This is a genomic window from Homoserinibacter sp. YIM 151385, from assembly GCF_027912415.1.
GTDB lineage: Bacteria > Actinomycetota > Actinomycetes > Actinomycetales > Microbacteriaceae > Schumannella.
The window spans coordinates 2,626,309-2,648,377 of the sequence record NZ_CP115175.1 but is presented as its reverse complement, the minus strand read 5'-3'; the positions used below and the strand labels follow the sequence as shown (position 1 = coordinate 2,648,377).

17 protein-coding genes are annotated in these 22,069 nt (G+C 74.4%); 3 read left to right on the top strand and 14 right to left on the bottom strand.

Features of this window, described 5'->3' with window-relative positions; all coding sequences use genetic code 11:
• Positions 1-35: 35 nt before the first annotated feature.
• From OF852_RS12820 to OF852_RS12810, 3 genes are read right to left on the bottom strand one after another with little or no spacing between them, the layout of a single operon-like run.
• Positions 36-1,466 carry a glycosyltransferase gene (locus OF852_RS12820; RefSeq protein ID WP_271119548.1) on the bottom strand — a complete coding sequence of 477 codons (1,431 nt, stop codon included), beginning with the start codon at positions 1,464-1,466 and terminating at the stop codon, positions 36-38.
• Positions 1,463-2,971 (bottom strand): glycosyltransferase, encoded by a 1,509-nt coding sequence (locus tag OF852_RS12815; protein ID WP_271119547.1) that lies wholly within the window; start codon positions 2,969-2,971, stop codon positions 1,463-1,465. The genes OF852_RS12820 and OF852_RS12815 overlap by 4 nt, the downstream gene beginning before the upstream one ends.
• On the bottom strand, positions 2,968-3,246 hold the full coding sequence (locus OF852_RS12810) for a hypothetical protein (RefSeq protein ID WP_271119546.1): 279 nt from the start codon (positions 3,244-3,246) through the stop codon (positions 2,968-2,970). Before OF852_RS12810 ends, OF852_RS12815 begins: the two co-directional genes overlap by 4 nt.
• A 58-nt stretch (positions 3,247-3,304) precedes the next feature.
• On the opposite strand from OF852_RS12810, the gene OF852_RS12805 reads away from it, so the two are divergent.
• A complete protein-coding gene (locus OF852_RS12805) occupies positions 3,305-5,413 on the top strand; it encodes a hypothetical protein (protein WP_271119545.1) in 2,109 nt (702 codons plus the stop codon).
• A gap of 27 nt (positions 5,414-5,440) precedes the next feature.
• Here the strand turns inward: OF852_RS12805 and OF852_RS12800 are convergent, their stop codons facing one another.
• The 9 genes from OF852_RS12800 to OF852_RS12760 are packed head-to-tail and all read right to left on the bottom strand — an operon-like array spanning position 5,441 to position 17,741.
• Positions 5,441-7,675, bottom strand: a complete 2,235-nt coding sequence (locus tag OF852_RS12800; protein ID WP_271119544.1) for a carbohydrate binding domain-containing protein — start codon at positions 7,673-7,675, stop codon at positions 5,441-5,443.
• A 27-nt stretch (positions 7,676-7,702) separates the two neighbouring features.
• The gene (locus OF852_RS12795; protein WP_271119543.1) at positions 7,703-8,674 is read right to left on the bottom strand and encodes a GDP-mannose 4,6-dehydratase; all 972 of its coding nucleotides are present in this window, start codon (positions 8,672-8,674) and stop codon (positions 7,703-7,705) included.
• A gap of 10 nt (positions 8,675-8,684) precedes the next feature.
• Positions 8,685-9,668, bottom strand: a complete 984-nt coding sequence (locus tag OF852_RS12790; protein ID WP_271119542.1) for a GDP-mannose 4,6-dehydratase — start codon at positions 9,666-9,668, stop codon at positions 8,685-8,687.
• 38 nt (positions 9,669-9,706) lie between these two features.
• Entirely contained in the window at positions 9,707-10,717 is a 1,011-nt protein-coding gene (locus OF852_RS12785) for a hypothetical protein (protein WP_271119541.1), read from the bottom strand.
• The gene (locus OF852_RS12780) at positions 10,707-12,236 is read right to left on the bottom strand and encodes a glycosyltransferase family 4 protein (protein WP_271119540.1); all 1,530 of its coding nucleotides are present in this window, start codon (positions 12,234-12,236) and stop codon (positions 10,707-10,709) included. Before OF852_RS12780 ends, OF852_RS12785 begins: the two co-directional genes overlap by 11 nt.
• The gene (locus OF852_RS12775) at positions 12,233-12,457 is read right to left on the bottom strand and encodes a hypothetical protein (RefSeq protein ID WP_271119539.1); all 225 of its coding nucleotides are present in this window, start codon (positions 12,455-12,457) and stop codon (positions 12,233-12,235) included. Before OF852_RS12775 ends, OF852_RS12780 begins: the two co-directional genes overlap by 4 nt.
• 22 nt (positions 12,458-12,479) lie before the next feature.
• Positions 12,480-14,210: a glycosyltransferase family 39 protein gene (locus tag OF852_RS12770; RefSeq protein ID WP_271119538.1), complete on the bottom strand. Its 1,731-nt coding sequence runs from the start codon at positions 14,208-14,210 to the stop codon at positions 12,480-12,482.
• Positions 14,207-16,009 (bottom strand): hypothetical protein, encoded by a 1,803-nt coding sequence (locus OF852_RS12765; RefSeq protein WP_271119537.1) that lies wholly within the window; start codon positions 16,007-16,009, stop codon positions 14,207-14,209. The genes OF852_RS12770 and OF852_RS12765 overlap by 4 nt, the downstream gene beginning before the upstream one ends.
• Positions 15,987-17,741: a hypothetical protein gene (locus OF852_RS12760; protein ID WP_271119536.1), complete on the bottom strand. Its 1,755-nt coding sequence runs from the start codon at positions 17,739-17,741 to the stop codon at positions 15,987-15,989. Before OF852_RS12760 ends, OF852_RS12765 begins: the two co-directional genes overlap by 23 nt.
• A 47-nt stretch (positions 17,742-17,788) precedes the next feature.
• On the opposite strand from OF852_RS12760, the gene OF852_RS12755 reads away from it, so the two are divergent.
• Complete coding sequence (locus tag OF852_RS12755) at positions 17,789-18,922, top strand: glycosyltransferase family 4 protein (protein WP_271119535.1); 1,134 nt, start codon at positions 17,789-17,791, stop codon at positions 18,920-18,922.
• Positions 18,919-19,803, top strand: coding sequence for a glycosyltransferase family 2 protein (locus OF852_RS12750; RefSeq protein WP_271119534.1), 885 nt, complete (start codon positions 18,919-18,921; stop codon positions 19,801-19,803). Before OF852_RS12755 ends, OF852_RS12750 begins: the two co-directional genes overlap by 4 nt.
• A 34-nt stretch (positions 19,804-19,837) precedes the next feature.
• Here the strand turns inward: OF852_RS12750 and OF852_RS12745 are convergent, their stop codons facing one another.
• Complete coding sequence (locus tag OF852_RS12745; protein WP_271119533.1) at positions 19,838-21,076, bottom strand: polysaccharide pyruvyl transferase family protein; 1,239 nt, start codon at positions 21,074-21,076, stop codon at positions 19,838-19,840.
• The gene (locus tag OF852_RS12740; protein WP_271119532.1) at positions 21,073-22,050 is read right to left on the bottom strand and encodes a lysylphosphatidylglycerol synthase domain-containing protein; all 978 of its coding nucleotides are present in this window, start codon (positions 22,048-22,050) and stop codon (positions 21,073-21,075) included. Before OF852_RS12740 ends, OF852_RS12745 begins: the two co-directional genes overlap by 4 nt.
• Positions 22,051-22,069: the final 19 nt, after the last annotated feature.

Genomic DNA, 22,069 nt, shown 5'->3' with positions numbered 1-22,069 from the left:
GACGCGGCGCAGGCGGATCGCGGGGCGCGGACAGTCTACGGCATGAGGGTCGACCAGAGGCGGAGCGCGTAGTCGTCCCACGTGCGAGGCGGGCGGGCGGCCGCCTCGGTGCGCAGGCGCGCGAGGAGGGCGTCGTCGGCGAGGAGGCCCCGGATGCCGGCCGCGAGGTCGCGGTCGTCGCGCGGGTCGACGAGCACGCAGCCGCCCTCCGCCGCGATCTCGGCGGTGCTGCCGTAGCGCGTCGTGACGACGGGCGTGCCGGCCGCGAGCGACTCCGCGACGGGGAGCCCGAAGCCCTCGTCGAGCGAGGGGAAGACCGTGAGGCGTGCGAGGCGGTAGGCCCAGCGCAGCTCCGCGTCGGGCACGCCGCGGTGCGCCGCGACGGGTCGTCCGGCCTCGCGCAGCTCGAGCAGCCGGGCGCGGAAGGCCTCCGAGCGCCAGGCGTTGCCTCCGACGAAGGCGAGCGAGAAGCGCCGCCCCTCGCGCCAGAGCAGCTCTGCCGCGTGCAGCACGGCCTGGTGGTTCTTGCGCGGCTCGTGGCTGCCGACGCAGAGCACGAGCGGGAGGGCGCCCTCCTCGTCGTGCACGACGAACCGCAGCTCGGCCGGGAAGCGCGCCGAGGGATCGAGCTCGCCGAGCTCCTCCGCGATCGGCACCTCGACGACCTCCGGACCGGGGATGCCGGCGGCCGGCAGCATCGCGCGCCAGCCGCGGTACTCCGCCGCCGCCGCGCCCGAGATGGCGGCGACGACGTCCATGTGCGCCGCGGCCGCGAGGTACTTCGCGAAGACGCCCGGCATCCGCGAGCCGGTCGTCTCGGCGGCCGTGAGCGGGATCGCGTCGGCGCCGACGAGCATCGTCCGGGCACCCGAGCAGCGGGCGAGCGCCTGGATCCGGGCGCTCCGCTCGCCCTCGCCGACCACCTCGGTGAGGACGTAGGCGCCGCCCCAGGGCACGACGGGCGCACGGCCGAGGGCGCCGCGGCGGCGGCCCTCCCGCCAGGCGCCGTGATCGACGCGGACGAGGGCCGAGCGGGCGCTGTTCCAGCCGACGAGCTGCACGCCCCGCTCGAGCCAGCGGTCGCCGATCGCGCGCGCGAGGCGCTGCACGCCCGTCGCGAGCGTCGAGCTCGCGGTGTCGTGCACGTCGACGAGCACGGCGTCCGCGAGGACCTGGACGGGCGGATCCAGCCAGCGCGCGGGATGGCGGCGGCCCGCCAGCACGGTGGCGGCAGCGGCACGGAGGCCGTCGTGGCGGGCCTGGCGGCGGAAGGCGTCGACCTCCTCCGAGCGCGGGAGGCGGCGGTCGAGCACCGCGAGGAGCAGCCAGGACTGCGCGGCGTCGGGCTGCGGGAGGGCGGCCGCGAGCTGCTCGAGTCGCGCCGCGTCGGTGCCGGCGGGCTCCTCCCCGGGCAGCAGCGCGCGCACGAGCGCGGCGGTGCCCGTGCCGAGGGAGCGGGCGCTCATCGGGCGGCCCCCGCGAGCTCGGACCAGACCTCGGCGGCGTAGGCCGCCCAGCTGCCGGCCGGGCGCGCGCCCGTCTCCGCGAGCAGCCGGGCGTGCACCTCCTCGTCGACGAGGACGGCGCGCAGCGCGGCGGCGATCGCGTCGTCGTCGCGCGGGTCGACCACGAGGCAGCCGCCGGCCGCGGCGATCTCGGCCGTGCTGCCGTAGGCGCTGGTCACGACGGGCGTGCCGGTCGCGAGCGCCTCCGCGACGGGGAGGCCGTAGCCCTCCTGCAGCGAGGGGAAGGCGACGACTCGCGCGTCGCGATAGGAGGCCTGCACGAGCTCGTCGGGCGCGCCGACGAGCAGCTCGACGTGCCGTCCGGGCGCGCGCAGCGGCGCGAGGAGCGCGCGGAGGCGGTGCAGGTACCACGCCGTGCCGCCCCCGATGAAGCGCAGCTCGAAGTCGAGCCCCTCGCCCCAGAGGATGCGGGCGGCGCTGAGCACGCCCTCCTGGTTCTTGCGCGGCTCGACGCTGCCGACCATGAGCACGAGCGGGCGCTCGCGCGGCGGCCCCGGCGCGGCGGCCCCGGGATCGAGCGGCACGGGCGGCACGGCGGGCAGCGGCTGCGCCACGACGTCTGGCGCCGACAGCCCCTGCGCCGCGAGCGCCGCGCCGAAGCCGCGGAACTCCTCGGCCGTCGTCTCGCTGATGCAGGAGACCGCATCCGCGTGCTTCACGATCGCGAGGTAGTGCGCGAAGCGGTCGGACTCCTCGTCGCTCACCGTCTCGGCGCTCACGATGGGGATCGCGTCGTAGCCGATCAGGCCGACGCGCGCGGGCGAGTGCTCGGCGATCGCGGCGAGACGCGGGATGCGGTCGCGGCCCGGCACCTCGGGGATGAGCACGGCGCCGCCGACGGGGATGAGCAGGGGCGCGTCCGAGGTGTCGGCGCGCACGGAGTCCATGCCGGAGCGCCAGGCCGTCGCGAGCTCGCGCTGCGCGGGCGTGAGGCGGCGGTAGCCGCTGCCGTCGGGCGCCCAGGCGGCGAGCTCGACCGCCTCGGCCGGCCAGTGCTTGACGGTGTTGCGGACGACGCGCTGGATGCCGGTGTTGTGCGCGTTCGTCGCGCAGAAGTCGACGTCGACGAGTGCGAGCTCGACGGCCTCCGCCGTGACGAGGCCGCCGCGCACGGACGCCGCGGCGGGCGCCACGGCCGTGAGCACGGCGCCGAGCCGCTCGCCGGGCGCCGCGAGCTCGAGCGCGCGGCGGAGCCCCTCGAGCTCCTCCGAGGTGGGGTAGGCGGCCGCCGCCGCGCTCGCGAGCACCCACAGGCGCGCGCCCGTCGGCTCGGCGGCGACGGCATCCGCGAGCCTCGCGAGCAGCGACCCGGGCCCGCCCTCGGGCACCGGCTCGCCGGCCGGGAGGAGGTGCGGCGCGACCGCGAGGAGCCGGGCGCGCAGCGCCTCGGCGGGCGTGCCGACGACTCCGTCCCCGGCGACCGCCGCGGCCGGAGCCGCGCTCACCGGCGCACCAGCCGGCGCAGACGGGAGCGGACGATCGCCCAGAACTTGTTCGGCCCCTCGCGGCGGAGGACGCCGGCGGCGGTCTGCGCGAGCCGCACCGGCCGCGTGAGCCGCCAGGAGAGGGAGCGCTCGATCGAGGCGGGCACGACCTCGCCGTGTCGCACGAGATGCAGCCAGCGCTCGACCTGCTGGTCCTGTGCCCTGCGCAGCTCGGCGCGGAGCGCCGAGATCTCGGCGTCGCGCTCGTCGTGCGTGGGCTCGTCGGCGGCAGTCACCCCGATATCCTACGAGAGCGCATCCGACCGGGTCCGCTCGCACCGCAGGAGGGCCGCCGTGCTCGAGACCGCCGCCCTCGTGGCGATCAGCGCCCTCGCCGCGCTCGCCCTCGGCCTCGCCCCGGCCGCTGCGCTGCGCCGCCGCGACGAGGGGCCGGTCGCCCTGCTCGCGGACGCGCTGCCGTGGGGTCTGCTCGCGGCGGCCCTCGGGGCGACCATGTGGATCTGGCTGGGCGCGCACGGTGCGGGGCTCGCGATCGCCGGCTGGCTCGCCGCCGCCGTGATCGGCGTCCTCCGCCTCCGGCGGCACGGCCTCCGCGGCGCCCCGCTCCCCCGCGCCCGGATCCTGCTCGCCGCCTGGGCGCTGCTCGCCGCCGTCGCCGTGCTCATGCGCCTGCGCGAGGTCGAGTTCCTGCCGTGGATCGGCGACATGGGCGCCTACGTCAACTGGGCGAACGAGCTCGCGCGCACGGGCGAGTTCTCGGCGAGCTGGCCGCCGCTGCTCCCCGTGCTCCTCGGCCTGTCCTCCGCCGCCTTCGGCATCGCGCACACGACCGCGGTCGTCGCCGTCTGCGGGATCGCGACGCTCACGACGACCGCCCGGCTCGTGCAGCGGCTCGGCGGCGGGGCGGGGATGGCGCTCGCGGCGACCGCGGTCGCGGCCGTGCACCCGCACCTCGTCTGGTACGCCGTGTTCCCGAGCAGCGAGGCGCTCAACGCGCCGCTGTTCCTGCTCTGGGCGCAGCTCGCGCACCAGACCCTGCGCTCGGGCGGGCGCGCGGCGGCGGGCGCGGCCGCCGCGCAGGCGGTCGTCGTGCTCGGCCTCTCCCTGCTGCGCGGCTCCGGCATCCTGCTCGTCGTCCCGGTGATCGCGGTGCTCGTGCTCGCGCTCGTCGTGCGCGCCTGGCGGCCCCTCGTGCCGGGCGCCCTCCTCACCCTCGCCGCGACGATCGCGGGGGCGGGCGCCGGCTACTGGTACGGCATCGGCGAGATCCCGCGCTACTTCGTCGACACCCAGATCACGGGGCTCGCGCCGGGGCCGGTCGTCGACCTGCTCGAGCGGCTGACGCTGCTCGAGCCCGGCCTCGCCTCGGCCGCCGTCATCCTGGTGCCGACGGCCGCGCTCGCGCTGCTCGCGCTCCGACGCGGAGCGCCGCGGGGCGCGGCGGGATCCACGCAGCCGGCAGCCGGGCCCGCCGCCGGTCGCGGCGCGACCGTCTCGGGCGCCCTCCTCGCGGGCGCGCTCGTGCTCGGCGTCGCGGCGTGCCTCGTCGTCGGCACCGAGACGGCGCAGATCCTCCTCCGCACGGGCCTCTGGCTCGTCGCGGGCATGGCGGCGGGGCTCGTCGCGGTGCTGCGGCTGCGCGACGGGGCGACGGCGCTCGCGGTCGCGCTGCTCGGCGGCTCCACGCTCGTCTTCATCGCGCTCCACACGGTGCGCCTGCTGCTCGCCCGCGAGCACAGCTTCTACCTCTACTGGGATCGCTACATCGTGAGCGAGGCGCTGCCCGCCATGATCGTCGTCTCGGCGCTCGGCCTCGCGCTCGTGCCCTGGCGGCGCCTGCCGCGGCTCGCGGCGACCGCCGCGGCCGCCGCGGTCGCGATCGCGACGGCGCTCACCGCGACCGGACTCGTCGTGCAGCTGCAGCGCACCGAGATGGACGGCGCGGTGGCCTTCACGCAGGAGCTGGACGCGCTCGTCGCCGACCGCGACGAGCCCGTGCTCTGGTCGAGCTCGGACGGCCGCGAGGTCGCCGACTTCGGCTTCCCCAACACCTGGATGGCGTTCGCCGTGCCGCTGCGGCGCACCTTCGCGCTCGACGTCGTGAACAGCGGCCAGCACCGCGACAACTTCGCGCCCGACGAGGTGCTCGACGCGCGGACGATCGCCGACTACCTCGCCTGCCGGCCCGGCGCCGGCGTCGCGACGGTGCTCGAGCTCCGCGGCTCGGGCGTGCCGCTGCCCGAGCGGCTGGCGGAGGACGGCATCCCGGCCGAGTCGCTCGGCGGCGCCGAGGGCGCGATCGCGCTACTGCACCAGCCGGTCGGGGCGGGCTGGGACGAGGTGCCCTTCGCGGTCGACGCCTGGCGCGTCGAGGCGGCCGGGCTTCCCGTGGGCGAGTGCCCCCGCCACGCCGAGCCGCTCGACGGCGCCGCCCGCGACTGAGGCGCCGGGCGGCTCAGCCCCGCTCGATCAGCGCAGCCAGAGCCCGTCGACCTCGAGCTCGCCGCCGACCGTGTTGAGATAGAGCTCGACGCGCAGCGAGGTCTGGCCGGCGACGGTCGGCGTGTAGCTCGTCTCGACGAGCTGCCAGTCGCCATCCGCCGTGAAGCCCTGCGAGCCGTGCTCGCTCGAGGCGCCGAGGCCCCAGATCCGGAGCGACCCGTTCACATCCCCGCCCGTCGAGCGCACGAGGATCGAGGCGTCGTAGGTCTCGCCGACCGACAGCTTCCGATCGACCGGCGCGCGCAGCGAGGCGACCGAGTCCGAGCGGCGCTTCGCGAGCAGCGAGACCTCGTCGTCCGGGATATCGGGGTGCGTCGCGCCGCCGACGCGGTAGCGGAGGGCGAGGTCGCCGGAGCCGGTCGTCCAGCCGCCGAGCGCGCTGCGCTCGAAGCCGGTGTCGGCCGCGAGGTTCGAAGAGAGCCGCACATCGTCCATGTGCAGGTACGCGCCGGTCGTGTTGAGCCGCACCTCGAAGCGCAGGCCGCGCAGATCCGAGCGGGTCGCCGTGAACGTGACCTGCTGACGGCTCCATTCGCCATCGACCTCGAAATCGGTGCGCGCCGAGTCCACCCCGGCGCCGCCCGTGCCGCGGAGCACGAGCGCCCCCGCGAAGGGCGCCGAGCCGCTGGTCCGCAGCATGATGCTCGCGGTGTAGGAGCGACCCGCCTCGACCGGGTAGGCGACGTCCTGCTGGACCGTGCCGCCCGCCTTCGTCGTCTTGGCGAGGAGGAAGGAGCTGCCCTGCGAGGCCGGCCACTCGGCGAGCTTGGTGCGGACACCCGTCGTGACCGCCGAGCTCGTCGTCGACCAGCCGCTCTGCGAGCCCTCGAATCCGGCGGACTTCAGGCCGATCGCGGCGCGCGAGGGCTCGCCCTCCCCCTCCGCGAGCAGCGCCGAGTCGACCGCGAGGCTCACGCCCGTCGTCATCTCGTAGAGGTCGAAGACGAAGGCGGTGTGCGTGCGCGTCACCGGCAGCGAGACCTGCAGCTGCGTCCACTCGGGGCCGACGGTCGCCTCGGCCCGCGCCGACTCCGACCTTCCGCCCGTCGCCGTGAGCTTGAGCACGGTGCGGAACGGCGTGCTCGAGCTGCGCGACTTCACCCAGACGGAGGCCGTGTAGACCTCGCCGGCGCGCGAGGTGCGCTTGACCGTCTGGCGCAGCGAGGAGCCCTTCTTGGCGGTGCTCGTCGAGAGGTACCAGGCGCCGCTCTCGGCGCTCGCGGAGCTCTTCTTGCGCGCGAGGCCCACCGTCTTGACGCCGGATCCCCAGCCCGAGCTGGAGGCCTCGAAGCCCGCGTTCTTCAGCAGGTTGGCGGGGTTGCCGAACCAGCTCGTGAAGAACCGCCAGAAGTTGCGGTTGCCGTAGGAGGAGCAGCTGTTGCCGGTGCCGGAGCCCGCCGCGAGCGCGGCCGCGTTGGGCTGGTACGGCGTGTAGTTGTAGAGCCCCGCCGTCGCCTGGTTGCGGATGTAGACGGTCGAGCTGCCGCAGCTCGCGTTGGGGTGGAACCGGACGGCGTTGTTGCGGCCCGCCTGGTGGTTGAAGTTCTGCGGCGCCTCCGCGTAGCGCTGGTACTGCCAGGCGGAGCTGTAGACCTGGTTGAAGAAGCCGTAGTACTTCGCGTCGCACGAGGCGGTGTCCGGGCAGCCGTAGCCCATCGCCTTGCGGTAGATGAGGCTCGAGCGCGGGCCGCCGGTGATGAAGCCCTGCTCCTTCTGGAGGAGCACGAGCAGCACCTGCGGGTTGATGTCGCAGGCCTTCGCCACCCGGTACAGGATGCTCGCGGCGCTCTCCTTCTTGCCCGTGATGGCGGAGCAGTTGGAGTTCGCGGCGCGGCTGCGCGAGGTCTCGACGTAGTCGCTGAGGCACGTCAGGCTCGAGGTGCTGCGGCAGCTCGGATCCTTCGCCTTGAAGAAGGCCTTGATCGCCGAGGCGGACATCGTCGAGTCGTCGAAGAACACGTCGTCGCTGATGATGAAGCCCGGGTCGAAGCCCGAGTTGTCGACCGCCTGCGCGGACGGTGCGGCGGGCGTCGGCACGACGGCGAGCAGCAGTCCGCCGAGCAGCGCGGCGAGCACGGCGCCGACGAGCGGCACCCGTCCGATGCTCCGGCGTCGGCCCTCGCGTCTCAGGTCGATCCCCATGGCTGCGTCCCCCTTCATCAGCACCGTGCGCGCGCGGCTGAGCGCCTCCCGTCGGCGCACGGATGTCCCCAGTGTACGAAAAAGGTGTCAGTTCGCCGGGGATTCGCCGAGATCCGCGTCGACCATGGCGGCGACGGTCTCGTCGAAGCTGCGCGTCGGCGCCCAGCCGAGCACCTCGCGGGCCCGGCTCGCGTCGCCCACGAGCGCCGCGGCGTCGGCGGGTCGGGCGAAGGCGGGATCGAGGTGCACGAGGGGATGCCACGCCGGGATGCCGGCGGCGCGGAAGGCCGCGTCGACGAAGTCGCGCACGGTGTGCGCCTCGCCCGTCGCGACGACGAAGTCGCCCGGCGTGTCCGTCTCCGCGGCGCGCCGGAGCGCATCCGCGTAGTCGGGCGCCCAGCCCCAGTCGCGCACCGCGTCGAGGTTGCCGAGCGAGAGCGACTCCTGCTCGCCGCGCGCGATGCGGGCGGCGCCCGCCGTGATCTTGCGCGTCACGAAGGCCTCCGGACGACGCGGCGACTCGTGGTTGTAGAGGATGCACGCGGAGGCCGCGAGGCCGCGACCCCGGTACACCCCGACGAGGTGGTGCGCGAAGGCCTTCGCGGCGCCGTAGGGGTTGACCGGCCGCACGGGCGTCGACTCGCGCTGCGGCACCTCGGCCGCGTCGCCGAAGATCTCCGCGCTCGAGGCCTGCACGACCGCGACGCGGCGGCCGAGGCGGTCCTGGAGGGCGAGACCCGCATCCAGGATCGCGGCGACGCCGAGCCCCGTGATGCGCGCCGTCTCCTCCGGGTGCGCCCAGGAGTAGGCGACCGAGCTGATGCCGCCGAGGTTGAAGACCGCATCCGGCTCGGTCTCGTCGACGATCGCCCGCATGCGCGCCCCGTCGCCGAGGTCGCCCGAGTGCAGGAGGGCCTGCGGCGAGCGCGCGGCGAGCGAGGGCGCCGCCTCGTCGGCGTCGCGGACGACGCCGTGCACCGTCCAGCCCGCGCCGATCAGCTGCTCGGCGAGGTAGCCCCCGGTCTGCCCGGTGATGCCGGTGAGGAGCGCGACGGGCACGACGCGCGGGCTACTTCGTCTGCTCGCGCACGCGTGCGACGTCCGCGTCGACCATCATGCGCACGAGCTCGGGGAAGCTGACCTTCGGCTCCCAGCCGAGCTGCTCGCGAGCCTTCGTGGAGTCGCCGATGAGGAGGTCGACCTCCGCGGGGCGGAAGAACTGCGGGTCCTGGTAGACGTGCCGCTCCCAGTCCTCGATGCCGACGTGCGAGAAGGCGATGTCGAGGTACTCGCGCACCGAGTGCGTCTCGTTCGTCGACACGACGTAGTCGTCGCCCTCGGGCTGCTGCAGCATCCGCCACATGGCGTCGACGTAGTCGCCCGCGAAGCCCCAGTCGCGCTTCGCGTCGAGGTTGCCGAGCGAGATCTGATCCTGCAGGCCCGCCGCGATGCGGGCGACCGCGAGGCTGATCTTGCGGGTCACGAACTCCGGCCCGCGCATGGGCGACTCGTGGTTGAACAGGATGCCGCTCGAGGCGTGCATGCCGTAGGACTCGCGGTAGTTGATCGTCATGTAGTGCCCGAAGACCTTCGCGACGCCGTAGGGCGATCGGGGCCAGAGGAGGGTCTCCTCCGACTGGGGCACCTGCTGGACCTTGCCGAACATCTCGGAGCTCGACGCCTGGTAGAACTTCACCTTCGCGACGTCGTCGCCCGCGTGGAGGCGGACGGCCTCGAGCGCGTTGAGCACGCCCTTGCCCGTGACATCGCTCGTGAGCGAGGCGTTCTCCCACGAGTACGCGACGAAGCTGATGGCGCCGAGGTTGTAGAACTCGTCGGGCTGCGCGGCGCCGAGGGCGCGGATGAGGCTCGAGGTGTCGAGCAGGTCGCCCGTGAGGATCCTCACCTCGGGCAGCTCCCGCTTGAGGAACTCGATCTTGGGGTTGTTCTGGCCGCGCACGAGGCCGTACACCTCGTAGCCCTTCTCGAGCAGCAGCTTGCTGAGGTAGTAGCCGTCCTGGCCGGTGACACCGGTGATGAGCGCGCGAGTCATGATCTCCCTGACGTGGGTGGCGTGGTCCGCAGACGATTCTAGGGGGCCGCCGCGGTGCGGCCGCCCGCGAGGCCCAGGACCGCGCCCGCGTCGCCCGCGAGCGCGAGCCATGCGGCGGAGGAGCCGGGGGCGGTGATGCTGCCCGCGACACCCGCGGCGTCGGCGGGGAGGGCGAAGCCGTGGAGCTCGGGCCCGGGGCGGCCGACGGCGGAGAGCATCCGGCGCCAGCCCTCGTACTCGCGGGTGTCGCCGTCGCCGAGGACGACGAGCCGCTCGAGCGAGCGCTGCGCGGCGAGGTGCCAGGAGAAGCGCGCCTCGCCCTTCTGCGGGGGGTGCTCCTCCGCCCGCAGCAGCGGGCCGAGGCCGTAGCCGACCGAGCCGCTGCGGTTCGCGCTCGACTCGCCGAGTGCGATGATCCGCTCGGCGGAGCGGGGCAGCTGCACGGCTCCCACGAGCAGGTAGGCGGCGCGGTGCGGCACGAGCGCCGTCTCGGTCGCGCCGAGCAGGCGGCCGGCCGGCGCGGCGAGCCCGATGGCGCGCCGCTCCTCGTCCTCGAGCTCGCGGAGCCGCCGCCGCGAGCCGCCCCAGGCGACCGGCAGGATGCCGGCCTCGCGGCTCCAGGCGCGCGCGAGCTGGCGGGCGGCGCCGAGGCCGGGGGCGACGGAGTCGCCGGGGAGGAGGCCGGTGACGTCCATGAGGACGACGTCGCTGACGACGCGGACGGGGACGGGCGCACCGCGCTCGCCGCGGCGCCGCGGCGCGTCCTCGAGCAGCTGGTCGAGCGCGCCCCAGCCGCCGTCGAGCTCGCGCGAGCGGCGCAGGCGGCGCACCTGGCTCGGGGTCGGCAGCTCGGCGTGCAGCACCGCGAGCGCGAGCCAGAGCTCGGACTCGTCGAGCGCCTCGAGCGCCGAGAGCAGCGCGCCGAGGGCGGGTCGGCTCACGGGGCGGCCGACCGCCTCGAGCAGGAGCCGGCTGCGGGCGCCGAGCGCGCGGCGACGGCGGGGCGTCAGCGCCGCGAGCCGGGCGCGGGCGGGGAGCTCACGCGACATCCGGCACCAGCGCCCTCCAGAGCTCGTCGGCGTACTGCTCCCAGGTGCGCACCTCGATGCGGGAGGCCTCCGCGGAGAGGCGGCCGAGCTCCTCGTCGTCGAGGAGGAGGCGGCGCATGGCGTCGTGCAGCTCGTCATCCGAGCGCGGGTCGACGAGCAGGCAGCCGCCGCGCTCGGCGATCTCGCGGGTCGAGCCGTAGTCGGTGGTGATGACGGGGGTGCCGAAGGCGAGCGACTCGGCGACGGGCAGGCCGTAGCCCTCGTGGAGCGAGGGGAAGACCGTGAAGCGGGCGTCGCGGAGGGCCTCCCACAGGATGCGGTCCGAGACGGCGCGCTCGACGCGCACCCGCCGCCCGCGCTTCTTCGCGCGATCCACGAGCTCGTCGAAGTCGGTGCCCCAGCCGTGGCCGCCGAAGAACCAGAGCTCGAAGTCGGCCCCCTCGCGCCAGAGCCGCTCGGCCGCGTGGAGCACGGCGCCGTGGTTCTTGCGCGGCTCGTGGCTGCCGACGCAGAGCACGACGGCGGCCTCGGTGCGGGCCGCCTCCTCCGTCGGGGCGGCCGCCGGCAGCGCGGCCGGCAGCTCGCAGGTCACCAGCTCGGGGCCGTCCTCCGCACCGAGCGCGTCGACGTAGCCCGCGAACTCCTCGGTCGCGGAGCGGCTGATGCCCGCGATGGCGCTCGCACCGCGGACGACGCCGAGGTAGTCGAGGAAGTCGCGGCCCGTCTCGCGCGGCAGCAGCTCGGGGCTCGTGAGCGGGATGACGTCGTAGCCGATCATCGCGACGCGGGTGCCGGAGTAGCGGGCGAGCGCCTCGAGGCGCGAGGACTGCCGCGAGTCGGCGACCTCGGGCAGCACGAGGGTCGTGCGCCACGGCACGACGAGCTTGAGCCCCTCGTCGGCGCGCTCGTCGAGGTGGCTCGAGCCCCCTCCCCCGCCCGCCCACTCGAGGACGCGCTCGGTCTCCGCCTCGCGCAGCTCGCGGTAGATGCCCGAGCGCACCGTCCAGGCGACGAGCTCGACGCCGTGATCGCGCGACCAGAGCGGCAGCGTCTCGCGCTCGACGCGCTGGATGCCGGTGTGCCGATCCGAGCGGGCGCAGCTGTTCACGTCGACGAGCACGCGATCGGCGACGACCGAGAGCTCGCTGAAGGCCGTGCCGCCCCAGGTCGCGGGGAGCGCGCTCGCGGCGATGAACCAGTCGAAGAACTCGTCGCGCGACATGCGATCGCGCATGCGGATCGCGGCCTCCATGTCGCCGACGCCGGGGAAGCCGCCCGACATCGCGGCGAAGAGCAGCCAGAGGTGGGCGTCGTCGCGCTCCTCGCTCACCGCCGCGGCGAGCGGGCCGAGAGCCGCGATCGAGCGGTCGCGCGCGTCGCCGAGCCCGGGATCGACGTCGACGCCGATCGCGCCGGCCGCCGTCGCGAGTCGCTGCGCCTGGGCCGTGAGCAGCCGCTCGCGCTCGGCGAGGCGATCCGCGGTCGGCTCGCCGACGACGGACTCCATCGTCGCGCTCACGAGCGCAGCTGCCGCGTCCGCACCACCCGCAGGGGCGCCGTCACCCGCCAGGAGACGGTCGCGCGCATCGCCATGACCTCGTTCGACAGGTTCTGCGCCTCGAGGACGGCGTCCGCCCAGCGGCTCAGCTCGGTGCGGTGGTATTCGTGGATCCGCGTCTCGAGCTCCGCCACGCGTGCGGCGAGCTCCTCTGACGAGGGCTCCTGATCCTTCTCGGTCACGCCCGACATCCTAGGCCCGTCGTCACCGACCGCCCTGAGCGTCCTCCCGGCCCGTCGCCTCGAGCCGCTCGAGCAGCGGCCCCGGCAGCACCCAGAGGCCCGTGTCGAAGACGCCCTCGTCGAGGTCGATGCGCACGGCGCCGAGCCGCTCGCCCTCCGGCCACGTCTCGCGCGCGAGCACGAGCTCCGCGGGCGGCGGCGCCTCGGAGGAGTCGAAGACCTCGACGGCGCGCGGCGCGAGCAGCACCTGGAAGGCGTTCCGGCTCGCGCTGTCGCGCTCCTCGCGGAGGCCCTCCGTGTCGAAGGCGAGCGCCTGCCCCTCGAGCCGCGGGTCGTCGAGGATGCGCTGCGCGAGCGAGTAGGAGCCGTTCCAGCCCGAGAAGAAGGGGCGCACGATCCGCAGCTCCGCGATCGCGGTGGAGGCGAGCATGACCGCCATGAGCATCGCGAGCAGCACGGCCGGCCGGCGGCGGAGCAGGAGCACGACGACGAGCGCCGCGAGCACGGCCGCGCTCATGTAGAGCCAGGGCGCGGCCGGCAGCCAGGTCGTGCCGCGCCAGGGGAACTGCAGGGTCCCCATGATGTTGATCGGGAACCAGTGCTGGTTGCCGGTGCTCGGCAGCTGCGGCCAGACGAGCGCGAACCAGGCGAGCGCCGTGGCGGCCGTCGCGACGATCGCCGCCGCGATCCGCCGCCGGCTCGCGCCGCGGAGCACCAGCACGAGCCCGAGGAGCGCGAGCGGCACGACGACGGGGTCGAGGTAGCGGCCGTAGCTGTAGATGTCGATCCGCCCGACATCGCGGCGGATCGCATCGGCGATGTAGGTGACCGAGACGACCGCCGTCCCGAGCAGCGCGAGCGCGCCCCAGACCGCGATCCCCGGGCGCCGGACCGCGAGCTCCCGGCGCAGGCGGGCGAGGAGCGGGATCGCGCCGAGCACCGTGAGGCCGATCCAGGCGAACACGAGGTACCAGAGCTGGCCGAGGCCCGAGAGCAGCACGGCGTGGGGGTCGGCGCCGAGCAGGCGCGCGATGCCCGAGTCCTCGCGCGAGCTCGCCGAGACGTAGAGCTGGGCGACGACGGCGCGATACAGCGCGAACCCCGCGGCCGCGAGGCCGATCGAGCTCGCGAGCCCCGCCAGCGCGGCGCGAGGATGCCGGCGCAGCTCCCACAGCATCCAGAGCGCGGTCGCGATGAGCAGCGGCACCGCGCGGCCGTGCACGACGAAGGCGGCGGCGGCGAGCGCCCCGAGCAGCGCCGCACGGCCCGCGCTCGGCCGCGCCCGGTAGCGCAGCCCCGCGAGCAGCAGGAGCGCGACGAGGAGCGTGAGCAGGTTCTCGGGCGTCGCGAAGTCGGAGGCGATCGTGCGGGCGGGGGCGAGCGCGATCGCCGCGGCGGCCGGCACGGCCCACGGCCGCCGGAGGCCGAGCCGTCTGGCGATCGCGGCGAGCGGCAGCACCGTGAGCACCCCGCAGGCGGTCGAGACGGCGATCGCGCCGAGGTAGACCTCGCGGCCGGAGTCGACGATCCACCACAGCGGCGCGATGAGGAGCGCGAAGCCGATCGAGTACGGGCGGCCGCTCAGGCTCGGCGCCTCGCCGACGCCCGCGAGCACCTGCGAGGCGCCGAGGTAGCCGGCCTCGTCCTGCCAGTAGAGGGGGACGACCGCGCCCCAGGCGGTGAAGACGTTCGCGGCGACGACGAGCAGGACGGCGCCGAGCTCGAGGAGCGGCAGCCGCCTCGCGCGGATCACTCGAGCTCGCCCGCGGCCTCGAGCTCGTCCTGGAGGTCGCCCGGCATCACCCAGAGGGTGTTGTCGAACATCCCCGTGTCGCGCGCGACCACGCGCGCCCCGAGCTCCTCGCCGAGCGGCCAGTCGCCGCGGCTGATCACGAGCTCCGACTCGGGCGCCTCGTCGTCGCTGTCGAAGACGGGGAGTGCTCGGGGCGAGAGGAAGAACTGGTACGCGTTGCGGCTCACGGTGTCGACCCCGCCGAGCGTGTCGGAGAGGTTCCGCCGGTCGAAGCTGAGGCTCGCGTCGGGATGCGCCTCGAGCGTTCGCTCGACGTCGTGCCGGAGCGTGAAGGAGGTGTACCAGGGGTCGAAGCTCGGCCGGATCGTGCGGACCTCGGCCGCGATCCCGCTCGCGAGCATGACGAGCAGCATCCCGCTCGCGACGACCGCCGCACGGCGGCGCGCCGGCAGCAGGAGCCAGGAGAGGGCGATGAGCAGCACGGCGGCGAGCCCCGCGAGGCTCGCGACGATCCACGGCGGCTCCGACGCCCCATGGATGTTGGGCCAGCTCCACTGGATCAGGCCCGGCACGCTGTTGGGGCCCCACCAGCCCTCGCGCGGCACCTGCGGCCGCACCACGAGGAGGAACAGGGCCGTGATGCCGAGCGCGGCGGCGCCGAAGGCGAGCGCGGTCGCCCGCCGCGCCGAGCGGACGGCCGCGGCGATGCCCACCATGGCGAGCACCGCGAGCGCGACGTCGAGGTAGCGGCCGTAGGCGTAGAGGTCGAAGCGCGGGTCGTCGCGCGCGATCGGCGTCGCGACCCAGATCACGCTGAAGGCGAGCACCCCCGCGAAGGCGGCGAGCCCCCACGTCGCCGGCCCGATCCGCGGCCCGCGCCGACCGCGCCACTCCCCGATCGCGAGCGCGACGACCACGACGAGGCCGAGCAGACCCACGGCGTACCATGCCGCGAAGACGTACCAGCTCTGGCCGACGAACGCCGTGAGGGCCCCGAGCGGGTCGAGCTGCAGCAGACGGGTCAGCCCGCGCTCCTCGCGGTTGCTCGCGGCGCTGTACATCTGCGGCACGAGCGCGTTGTAGGCGAGGAAGCCCGGGACGGCGACGGCGGCGGCCGCCGCGACGCCCGCGAGCGACACCCGCCAGCGCCGCCGCGCCACGACGACGATCCAGAGCACCGTCACGAGGACGACGGGAGCGGTCCTCGCGTGCGTCACGACGAGGTAGGCGCCGGTGGCCGCGAGGAGCGCCGCCCGGATGGCGCTCGGCGACTCGGCGAAGCGGACGGCCAGGATCGCGGCCGTCGCCACGAGCAGGGTGATGAAGTTCTCCGCGAGGCCGAAGTTCGACATGACGAGGTGACCCGGCGCGACCGAGACCGCGGCCGCCGCGACGATCGCCCAGGGCATGGCCATCCCGAGGCGGCGGCCGAGTGCGGCGAGCGGCCAGATGACGAGCACGCCGCACGCCACGGAGCCGGCGACGGCGGCACGGTAGACGTGCTCGGGGTCCTGGAGGATCCACCAGAACGGGACGAGCAGCACCGACCAGCCGAGGTAGTACGAGCTCGCCGAGAAGTCGCGCGGGGCGCCGATGCCCGAGAGCAGCTGCGCGTTGGCGACGTAGCCGACCTCGTCCGTGTAGAACACGGGGATCGTCGATCCCCACGCCACCCAGATGTTGGCGGCCGTCGCGACGACGACGGCGACCGCCGCCGCCGCCCAGGCGGCACGGGTCGCGGGCGCGCCGCCCGTGATGCGCGTCGCGCGCACCGGCTCAGCCGAGACGGCCACGGGCATCCAGCTCGTCCTGGAGGGCGCCGGGCATGACCCAGAGCGCGTTGTCGAAGAGGCCCGTGTCGTCCGCGAGCTTGCGGGCGCCGGCGGCCTCGCCGTTCGCCCACTCCTTGCGGGCGATCACGAGCTCGACGTCGGGGATGCCCTCGTCGCTGTCGAAGACCTCCGAGGCGCGCGGCGAGGTCCAGTACTGGTAGGCGTTGCGACTGACCGCGTCGCGCACCATGCCCGGCTCGTTCATGCCGTCCGTGTCGAACGCGACGGTGTGGTCCACGAGCTCGTGCAGCTCCTCGCGCAGCCCGAAGGAGGCGCGGAAGCCGGCGAAGTAGGGGTCGAGCGTGCGGACGCCCGCGACGACCGAGCTCGCGGCGAAGAAGATCGCGGCGACCGCGACGACGATCTGGGGCCGCTTGCGCAGCAGCACGGTCGCCACGATGGCGGCCATCGCGAACCCGCCCGCCCACGGCCAGGGCGGCACGAGCCGGCTCGAGGTGTTCGGCCAGGGATACTGCAGCAGGCCGGGCACGCTCGTGGCGCCCCAGAACAGGATGCCGTCGAGCGGCGCCTGCGGCGCGATGAAGAGGAAGAAGACCGCCGAGATGACGACCGAGGCGGCGATCGCCGTGATGCCGGCACGCCAGGAGATCCCCTTCACGAGCAGGATGAGGCCGAAGAGCGCGAGCAGCACGCCGTAGGACTCGAGGTAGCGGCCGTAGCTGTAGATGTCGAGGCGGTCGCGCCCCGCCGCGACGACGCGCGAGACCCAGGTCGCGCTCACGACGAAGACGCCGATGAGGGCGACCGCGCTCACGATGGAGACCCCGACCTCGCGTGCCCGGAGCTCGCGGATCACCCCGCGGCCGAGCAGGATGCCGCCGAGCACGCAGAGCCCGCCCCAGGCCGCGAACTCGTACCAGACCTGGCCCGTGCCGCTCGTCACGACGGCGGCGGGCGGCGAGAAGAAGATGCGGTCGATGCCGGTGGCCTCGCGGTCCGCGCTCGGCGGGTAGAGGAAGGAGATCGTCCAGCGGTAGAGCAGGAAGCCGCCCGCGCTCATCGCCGCGAGCACGACGCCGCCCGCGAGCGCCGCCCGCCAGTGGCGCCGCAGCTCCCAGAGGAGCCAGAGGCCCACGGCGATCGCGATCGGCACGGCGCGGCCGTGCGTCACGAAGACGGCGGCGGCCGCCGCACCGAGCAGGACGCCGTCGCGCAGACTGCGGCTCGCGCCGAAGCGCATGGCCGCGAGCACCGTGAAGGCGATGAGCAGCGTGAGCAGGTTCTCGGCGAGGGCGAAGCTCGACATCGAGGTGCGCGCCGGCGCGAGCGAGACGACCGCGGCGAGCGCGACGCTCCAGCGCCAGCCGAGCCCCATGCGGCGCGCGATGAGCGCGGAGGGCAGCATGACCGCGATGCCGAGCACCGCCGAGATCCCGACCGCGATGCGGTACAGCAGCTCGAGATCGTTGGTGATCCACCAGAGCGGCACGAGCAGCAGCGCCCACCCCACGTAGTAGCCGCGCCCGGCGAGGTCGCGCGGCTCGCCGACCCCCGAGAGGATCTGCGCGTTCGCGAGGTAGCCGAGCTCGTCGGTCCACAGCACGGGGATGGACGCCGTCGACGCCATCCAGAGGTGGATCGCGGTCGCGGCGATCGCGAGGACCGCGGCGGCGGCGGTTCCGAGCCGCAGCGCGGTCCTGGAGGGTGTCGGCGTCTTTGAGTTCTCGGGCGCTGGCACCCGATAATGGTAGCCGTTCGGAAATCCAGGGAACTCGAGGCGCCGCGTTGACGAAAGCAGTCCGAGTCCTGCTCGACGCCACGGCGATCCCTCGCGATCTGGGCGGGGTGGGGCGGTACGTGCATCAGCTCGCGGGCGAGCTCGACGCGCGAGACGATGTCGAGCTCGTGATCGTGGGCCAGTCGCACGACCGCGAGCGGCTCCGGGCGGCGGCGCCCGCCTCCCGGATCCTCGCGCTCCGAGCCCGCTGGTCGGCCCGACCGCTGCGCCTGCTCTGGGAGCAGCTCGGCCTCCCCGGCCTCGCGCGCCGCGTCGGCGCCGAGGTCATCCACTCGCCGCACTACACGCTGCCGCTGCGCTCCCCCGTGCCCGTCGTCGTCACCCTGCACGACGCGACCTTCTTCTCCCACCCCGAGCTGCACTCGCCGCTCAAGCGGCGCTTCTTCCGGTCCTGGATTCGGCTCGCGGTGCGCCGCGCGGCCGTCGCGGTCGCACCGAGCGCCGCGACCGCCGAGGAGGTCGCCCGCCACGTCGGGCGCCGCCCCGCGCACGAGGTCGTCGCCTTCCACGGCGTCGACCTCGAGCGGTTCCGCCGGCCGAGCGCCGCCGAGACGGCCGCGCTGCGCGAGTCGCTCGGGCTCCCCGAGCGGTGGATCGCCTTCCTCGGCACGGTCGAGCCGCGCAAGAACGTCGCGGCCCTCGTGCGGGCGGTCGCCGCGCTGCCGGCGGCGCTGCGCCCCGCGCTCGTCATCGCGGGCGCGCCCGGCTGGGACGAGGAGACGGGGGCGCTCGTCGCCGCCCTGCCGGCCGACGTCGACGTCCGACTCCTCGGCTACCTGCCGATCGAGCAGCTGCCCCCGCTGCTCGGCGGCGCCACGGTGTTCGCCTACCCGAGCCTCGGCGAGGGCTTCGGCCTCCCCGTGCTCGAGGCCATGGCCTGCGGCGCCCCCGTGCTCACGACGCGCGAGCTCGCCCTCCCGGAGGTCGGCGGCGACGCGGTCGAGTACACGGGCACGGGGTCCGCGCAGATCGAGGGGGCACTGCGCCGTCTGCTCGAGGACCCCGCGCTGCGCGAGCGCCTCGCCGCCGCCGGGCCGCCGCGGGCCGCGGAGTTCACCTGGGCCGCGAGCGCGGAGGCGCACGCACGCGCCTTCCGGCTCGCGGCGGAGGGGGCGCGATGAGCGGGCGCGGCGAGGTGCTCGTCGTCACCGTCAGCTACTCCTCGGGCGACGTGCTCCCTGGCCTGCTGGCCGGCATCCCCGAGGCCGGGGCGGGCCCCGTGCGCGTCGTCGTCTCGGACAACGGCTCGACCGACGGCTCGATCGAGCGCACGCGCGCCGACTTCCCCGAGGTCGTGGTGCAGGAGAACGGCGCGAACCTCGGCTACGGCGGCGCCGTCAACGCGGCGGTCGCGGCGCACGCGGGCGACGCCGCCTGGATCATGGTCGTCAATCCCGACAGCCGCTTCGGCCCCGGCAGCCTCGACCGGCTGGTCGACGCCGCCGAGGCGGGCGAGCGGGTCGGCTCGGCCGGCCCGCTCATCGTCGACGAGGCCGGCACGCCCTACCCCTCGGCGCGCGAGCTGCCCTCCTTCCGCACCGGCATCGGCCATGCCCTCTTCGCCAACCTCTGGCGGGGCAACCCCTGGACGGCCCGCTACCGGCAGGACGACGTCGTCGCCCGCGGCGAGCAGGTGCCGACCGGCTGGCTCTCGGGCGCCTGCCTCCTCATCCGGCGCGAGGCCTACGACGCCGTCGGCGGGTTCGACGACAGCTACTTCATGTACTTCGAGGATGTGGATCTCGGTCGCAAGCTCGGCGAGGCCGGCTGGGTGAACCTCTACGTGCCCTCGGCGCGGGTCGTCCACATCGGCGCGACGACGGCGCGCAAGAGCCCCGGCCGCACGCTGCGCGCGCACCACGAGAGCGCCTACCGCTACATCGCGCGCAAGCATCCCGAATGGTGGCTCGCGCCCGTGCGGCTCGCGATCAGGGCCGGCCTGCGCCTGCGGCTCGCCTGGGAGCTGCGCGGCCGCCGCCGCCACGACCGCGGCCCGCTCTAGGCGAGCCGCCGGTCGCGACGGGCGGACGAGGAGCTCAGAGGCGGGACCTCACGAGCTCCGCGATCAGGTCGGCCTGCGCGAGCGAGCGGGCCTTGACCTCGGGCAGGTGCGCCGCGAGCTTCGCCGCATCCGCCTCCCGCTCGGCCGCGAGCTCCTCGAAGCGCTCGAGGAGGTAGGCCGGCTCGAGCTTGTCGTGGCCGAAGGCGCGGTCCTCGAGCTCGAACATCTCCAGGACCTCCTTGTACTTGTGGCTCCAGCCGATCACGAGGGTCGGCACCGACATGGCGAGCGAGGAGACCATGGCGTGGAAGCGGCTCGCGACGAAGAGGTCGCAGCGGCCGATGAGATAGCGCAGCACCTGCGAGTCGAGCTCGCGGTCGAGGAAGAGCACCTGGCTCTTGTCGGCGGCGCGGCGGAAGATCTCGCGGCAGAGCGGGAGGTCGTTGTTGTGCGTCTTGTCGGTGCCGGTGCGCACGCTGTGCGGCACGAGGAGCACCTTGCGGCCGGCCGCCGTCATGGCGTCGATGAAGGCGACCATCTGGCCGGTGTAGTCGCCGCCGCGCTCGTCGACCTTCTTCTGCAGGACGACGCTCGGCGACAGGCCGACGACGTCCTCCTCGCCCTCGAAGAAGCCCAGCTCGAAGTGCTTCGCCGCGGCCGCCTCCTCGGTGCCGTCGAGCTCGAGCGAGAAGGCGTAGTCGGCGCCGGCGTAGAGGTTCTTGAGCCCCAGCTTCTCCGCGAAGCCGTGCGTGATGCTGCCGCGCGTCACGAGCGTCGAGGCCTTCGGGAGGAAGGCCTTCGCCGCCCGGCGGTTGACGGGGTTCGTGAACGGCCCGACCGCCTGGGCGCACTTGAAGACGGGCGTGCCGACGTTGATCGCGGGCAGGATCGAGGCGACGTTGTAGAGCAGGAACTTCTCGCGGCCGTCCGTGAAGGTGATGCCGCCCTGGTCGAGCAGCGCCTGGCTCGAGGCGAGCGCCCTGATCGCCTTCGAGCTGCGGCGCAGCAGGGGGCGAAGCGGCGGCAGGATGCGGTAGAGCAGCGCGAGCGAGTTGATCGTGATGCCGAGCTGCTTCGGGTTCGCCGCGACGATCTCCAGGTTGGGGTACCTGTTCTGCTTGCGGTCCTCGCCCGGGTACATGCTCAGCAGCGTGAAGCGGACGCCGGGGAGGCGCTCGCCGAGCGTCTGGATGGAGCTCTCGAGCATCGCCGAGGCTCCCTTGTTGCCCGACAGGGCGGAGCCGATCACGGTGATGTGCGGGGTCTTGGTCATGCGGGTGCCTTCTCCTCGAGCGGATCTCTGGGCATGGTGTGGCGGAGCGCGACGTAGACGAGCGCGACGACGGCGTCCGCGATGGTGGACAGCAGGCGGGCGAGCAGCGAGGCGACGATCGCCTGGGCGAGCGGCATGTACTGCGCCGCGAAGAGCACGATGACGGCCTCGCGGACCCCGAGCCCGCTCGGCACGAGGATCGCGAGGATCCCAGCCGCGCCGGCGAGCATGTAGGCGGCCGCGAGCGGGATCCAGGCGCCCGGCTCGACGTCCGTGATCGAGGCGACGACGAGGACGAAGCCGAGGCCGTTGAGCAGGCGGGGTCCGACGAAGAGCAGCTGGTACCGGAGGGTCTGCGGGGTCGTGAGGAAGTACTCCGGCGGCAGCTCCTGCTTGAAGGCTCGGCGCGCGACGGGCGCGAGGAGGCGGCGGAACACCCAGCGGTTCGAGATGAGCAGCAGCGGCACGATCGCGACGAGCGGCAGGATGAGCGTGCCGATGTTCGCCCCGATGATCTCGGCGCCGAGGCTCACCATGAGGATCACGACGCTCGGCACGATCGCCGCGAGCACCATGAAGACGTTCTCGTAGATGAAGGTGATGCCGACGAGCGTGCGGCCGAGCCCCTTGCGCTGCCCCCAGAGCACCTTGTTGACGAGCGAGCCGACCTGGCCGGGGATGTACTTCAGCAGCCAGGAGGCGCAGTGCACCGCGATCGATTCGCCGACGTGCGCGCGGGGGCCGGGCGAGAGCCGGTTCACGATCGAGCCCCAGAGCAGGCCCGAGAGCGGCACCGCGACCGCGAAGGCGAGCACGGCGAGCACCATGAGCCAGGAGAAGCGGAGGCGCGCCTCCTGCACCTGCGCCCAGTTCTCGGCGAGCGCGCGGCCGAAGAGGATCCCGACCACCACGATGACGATCGCGGTCACGGAGTACCGCAGGACCTTGCGGGCGCGGGGCGAGAGTCGCTTCAAGTCGTCGGTGCTCCAGGTG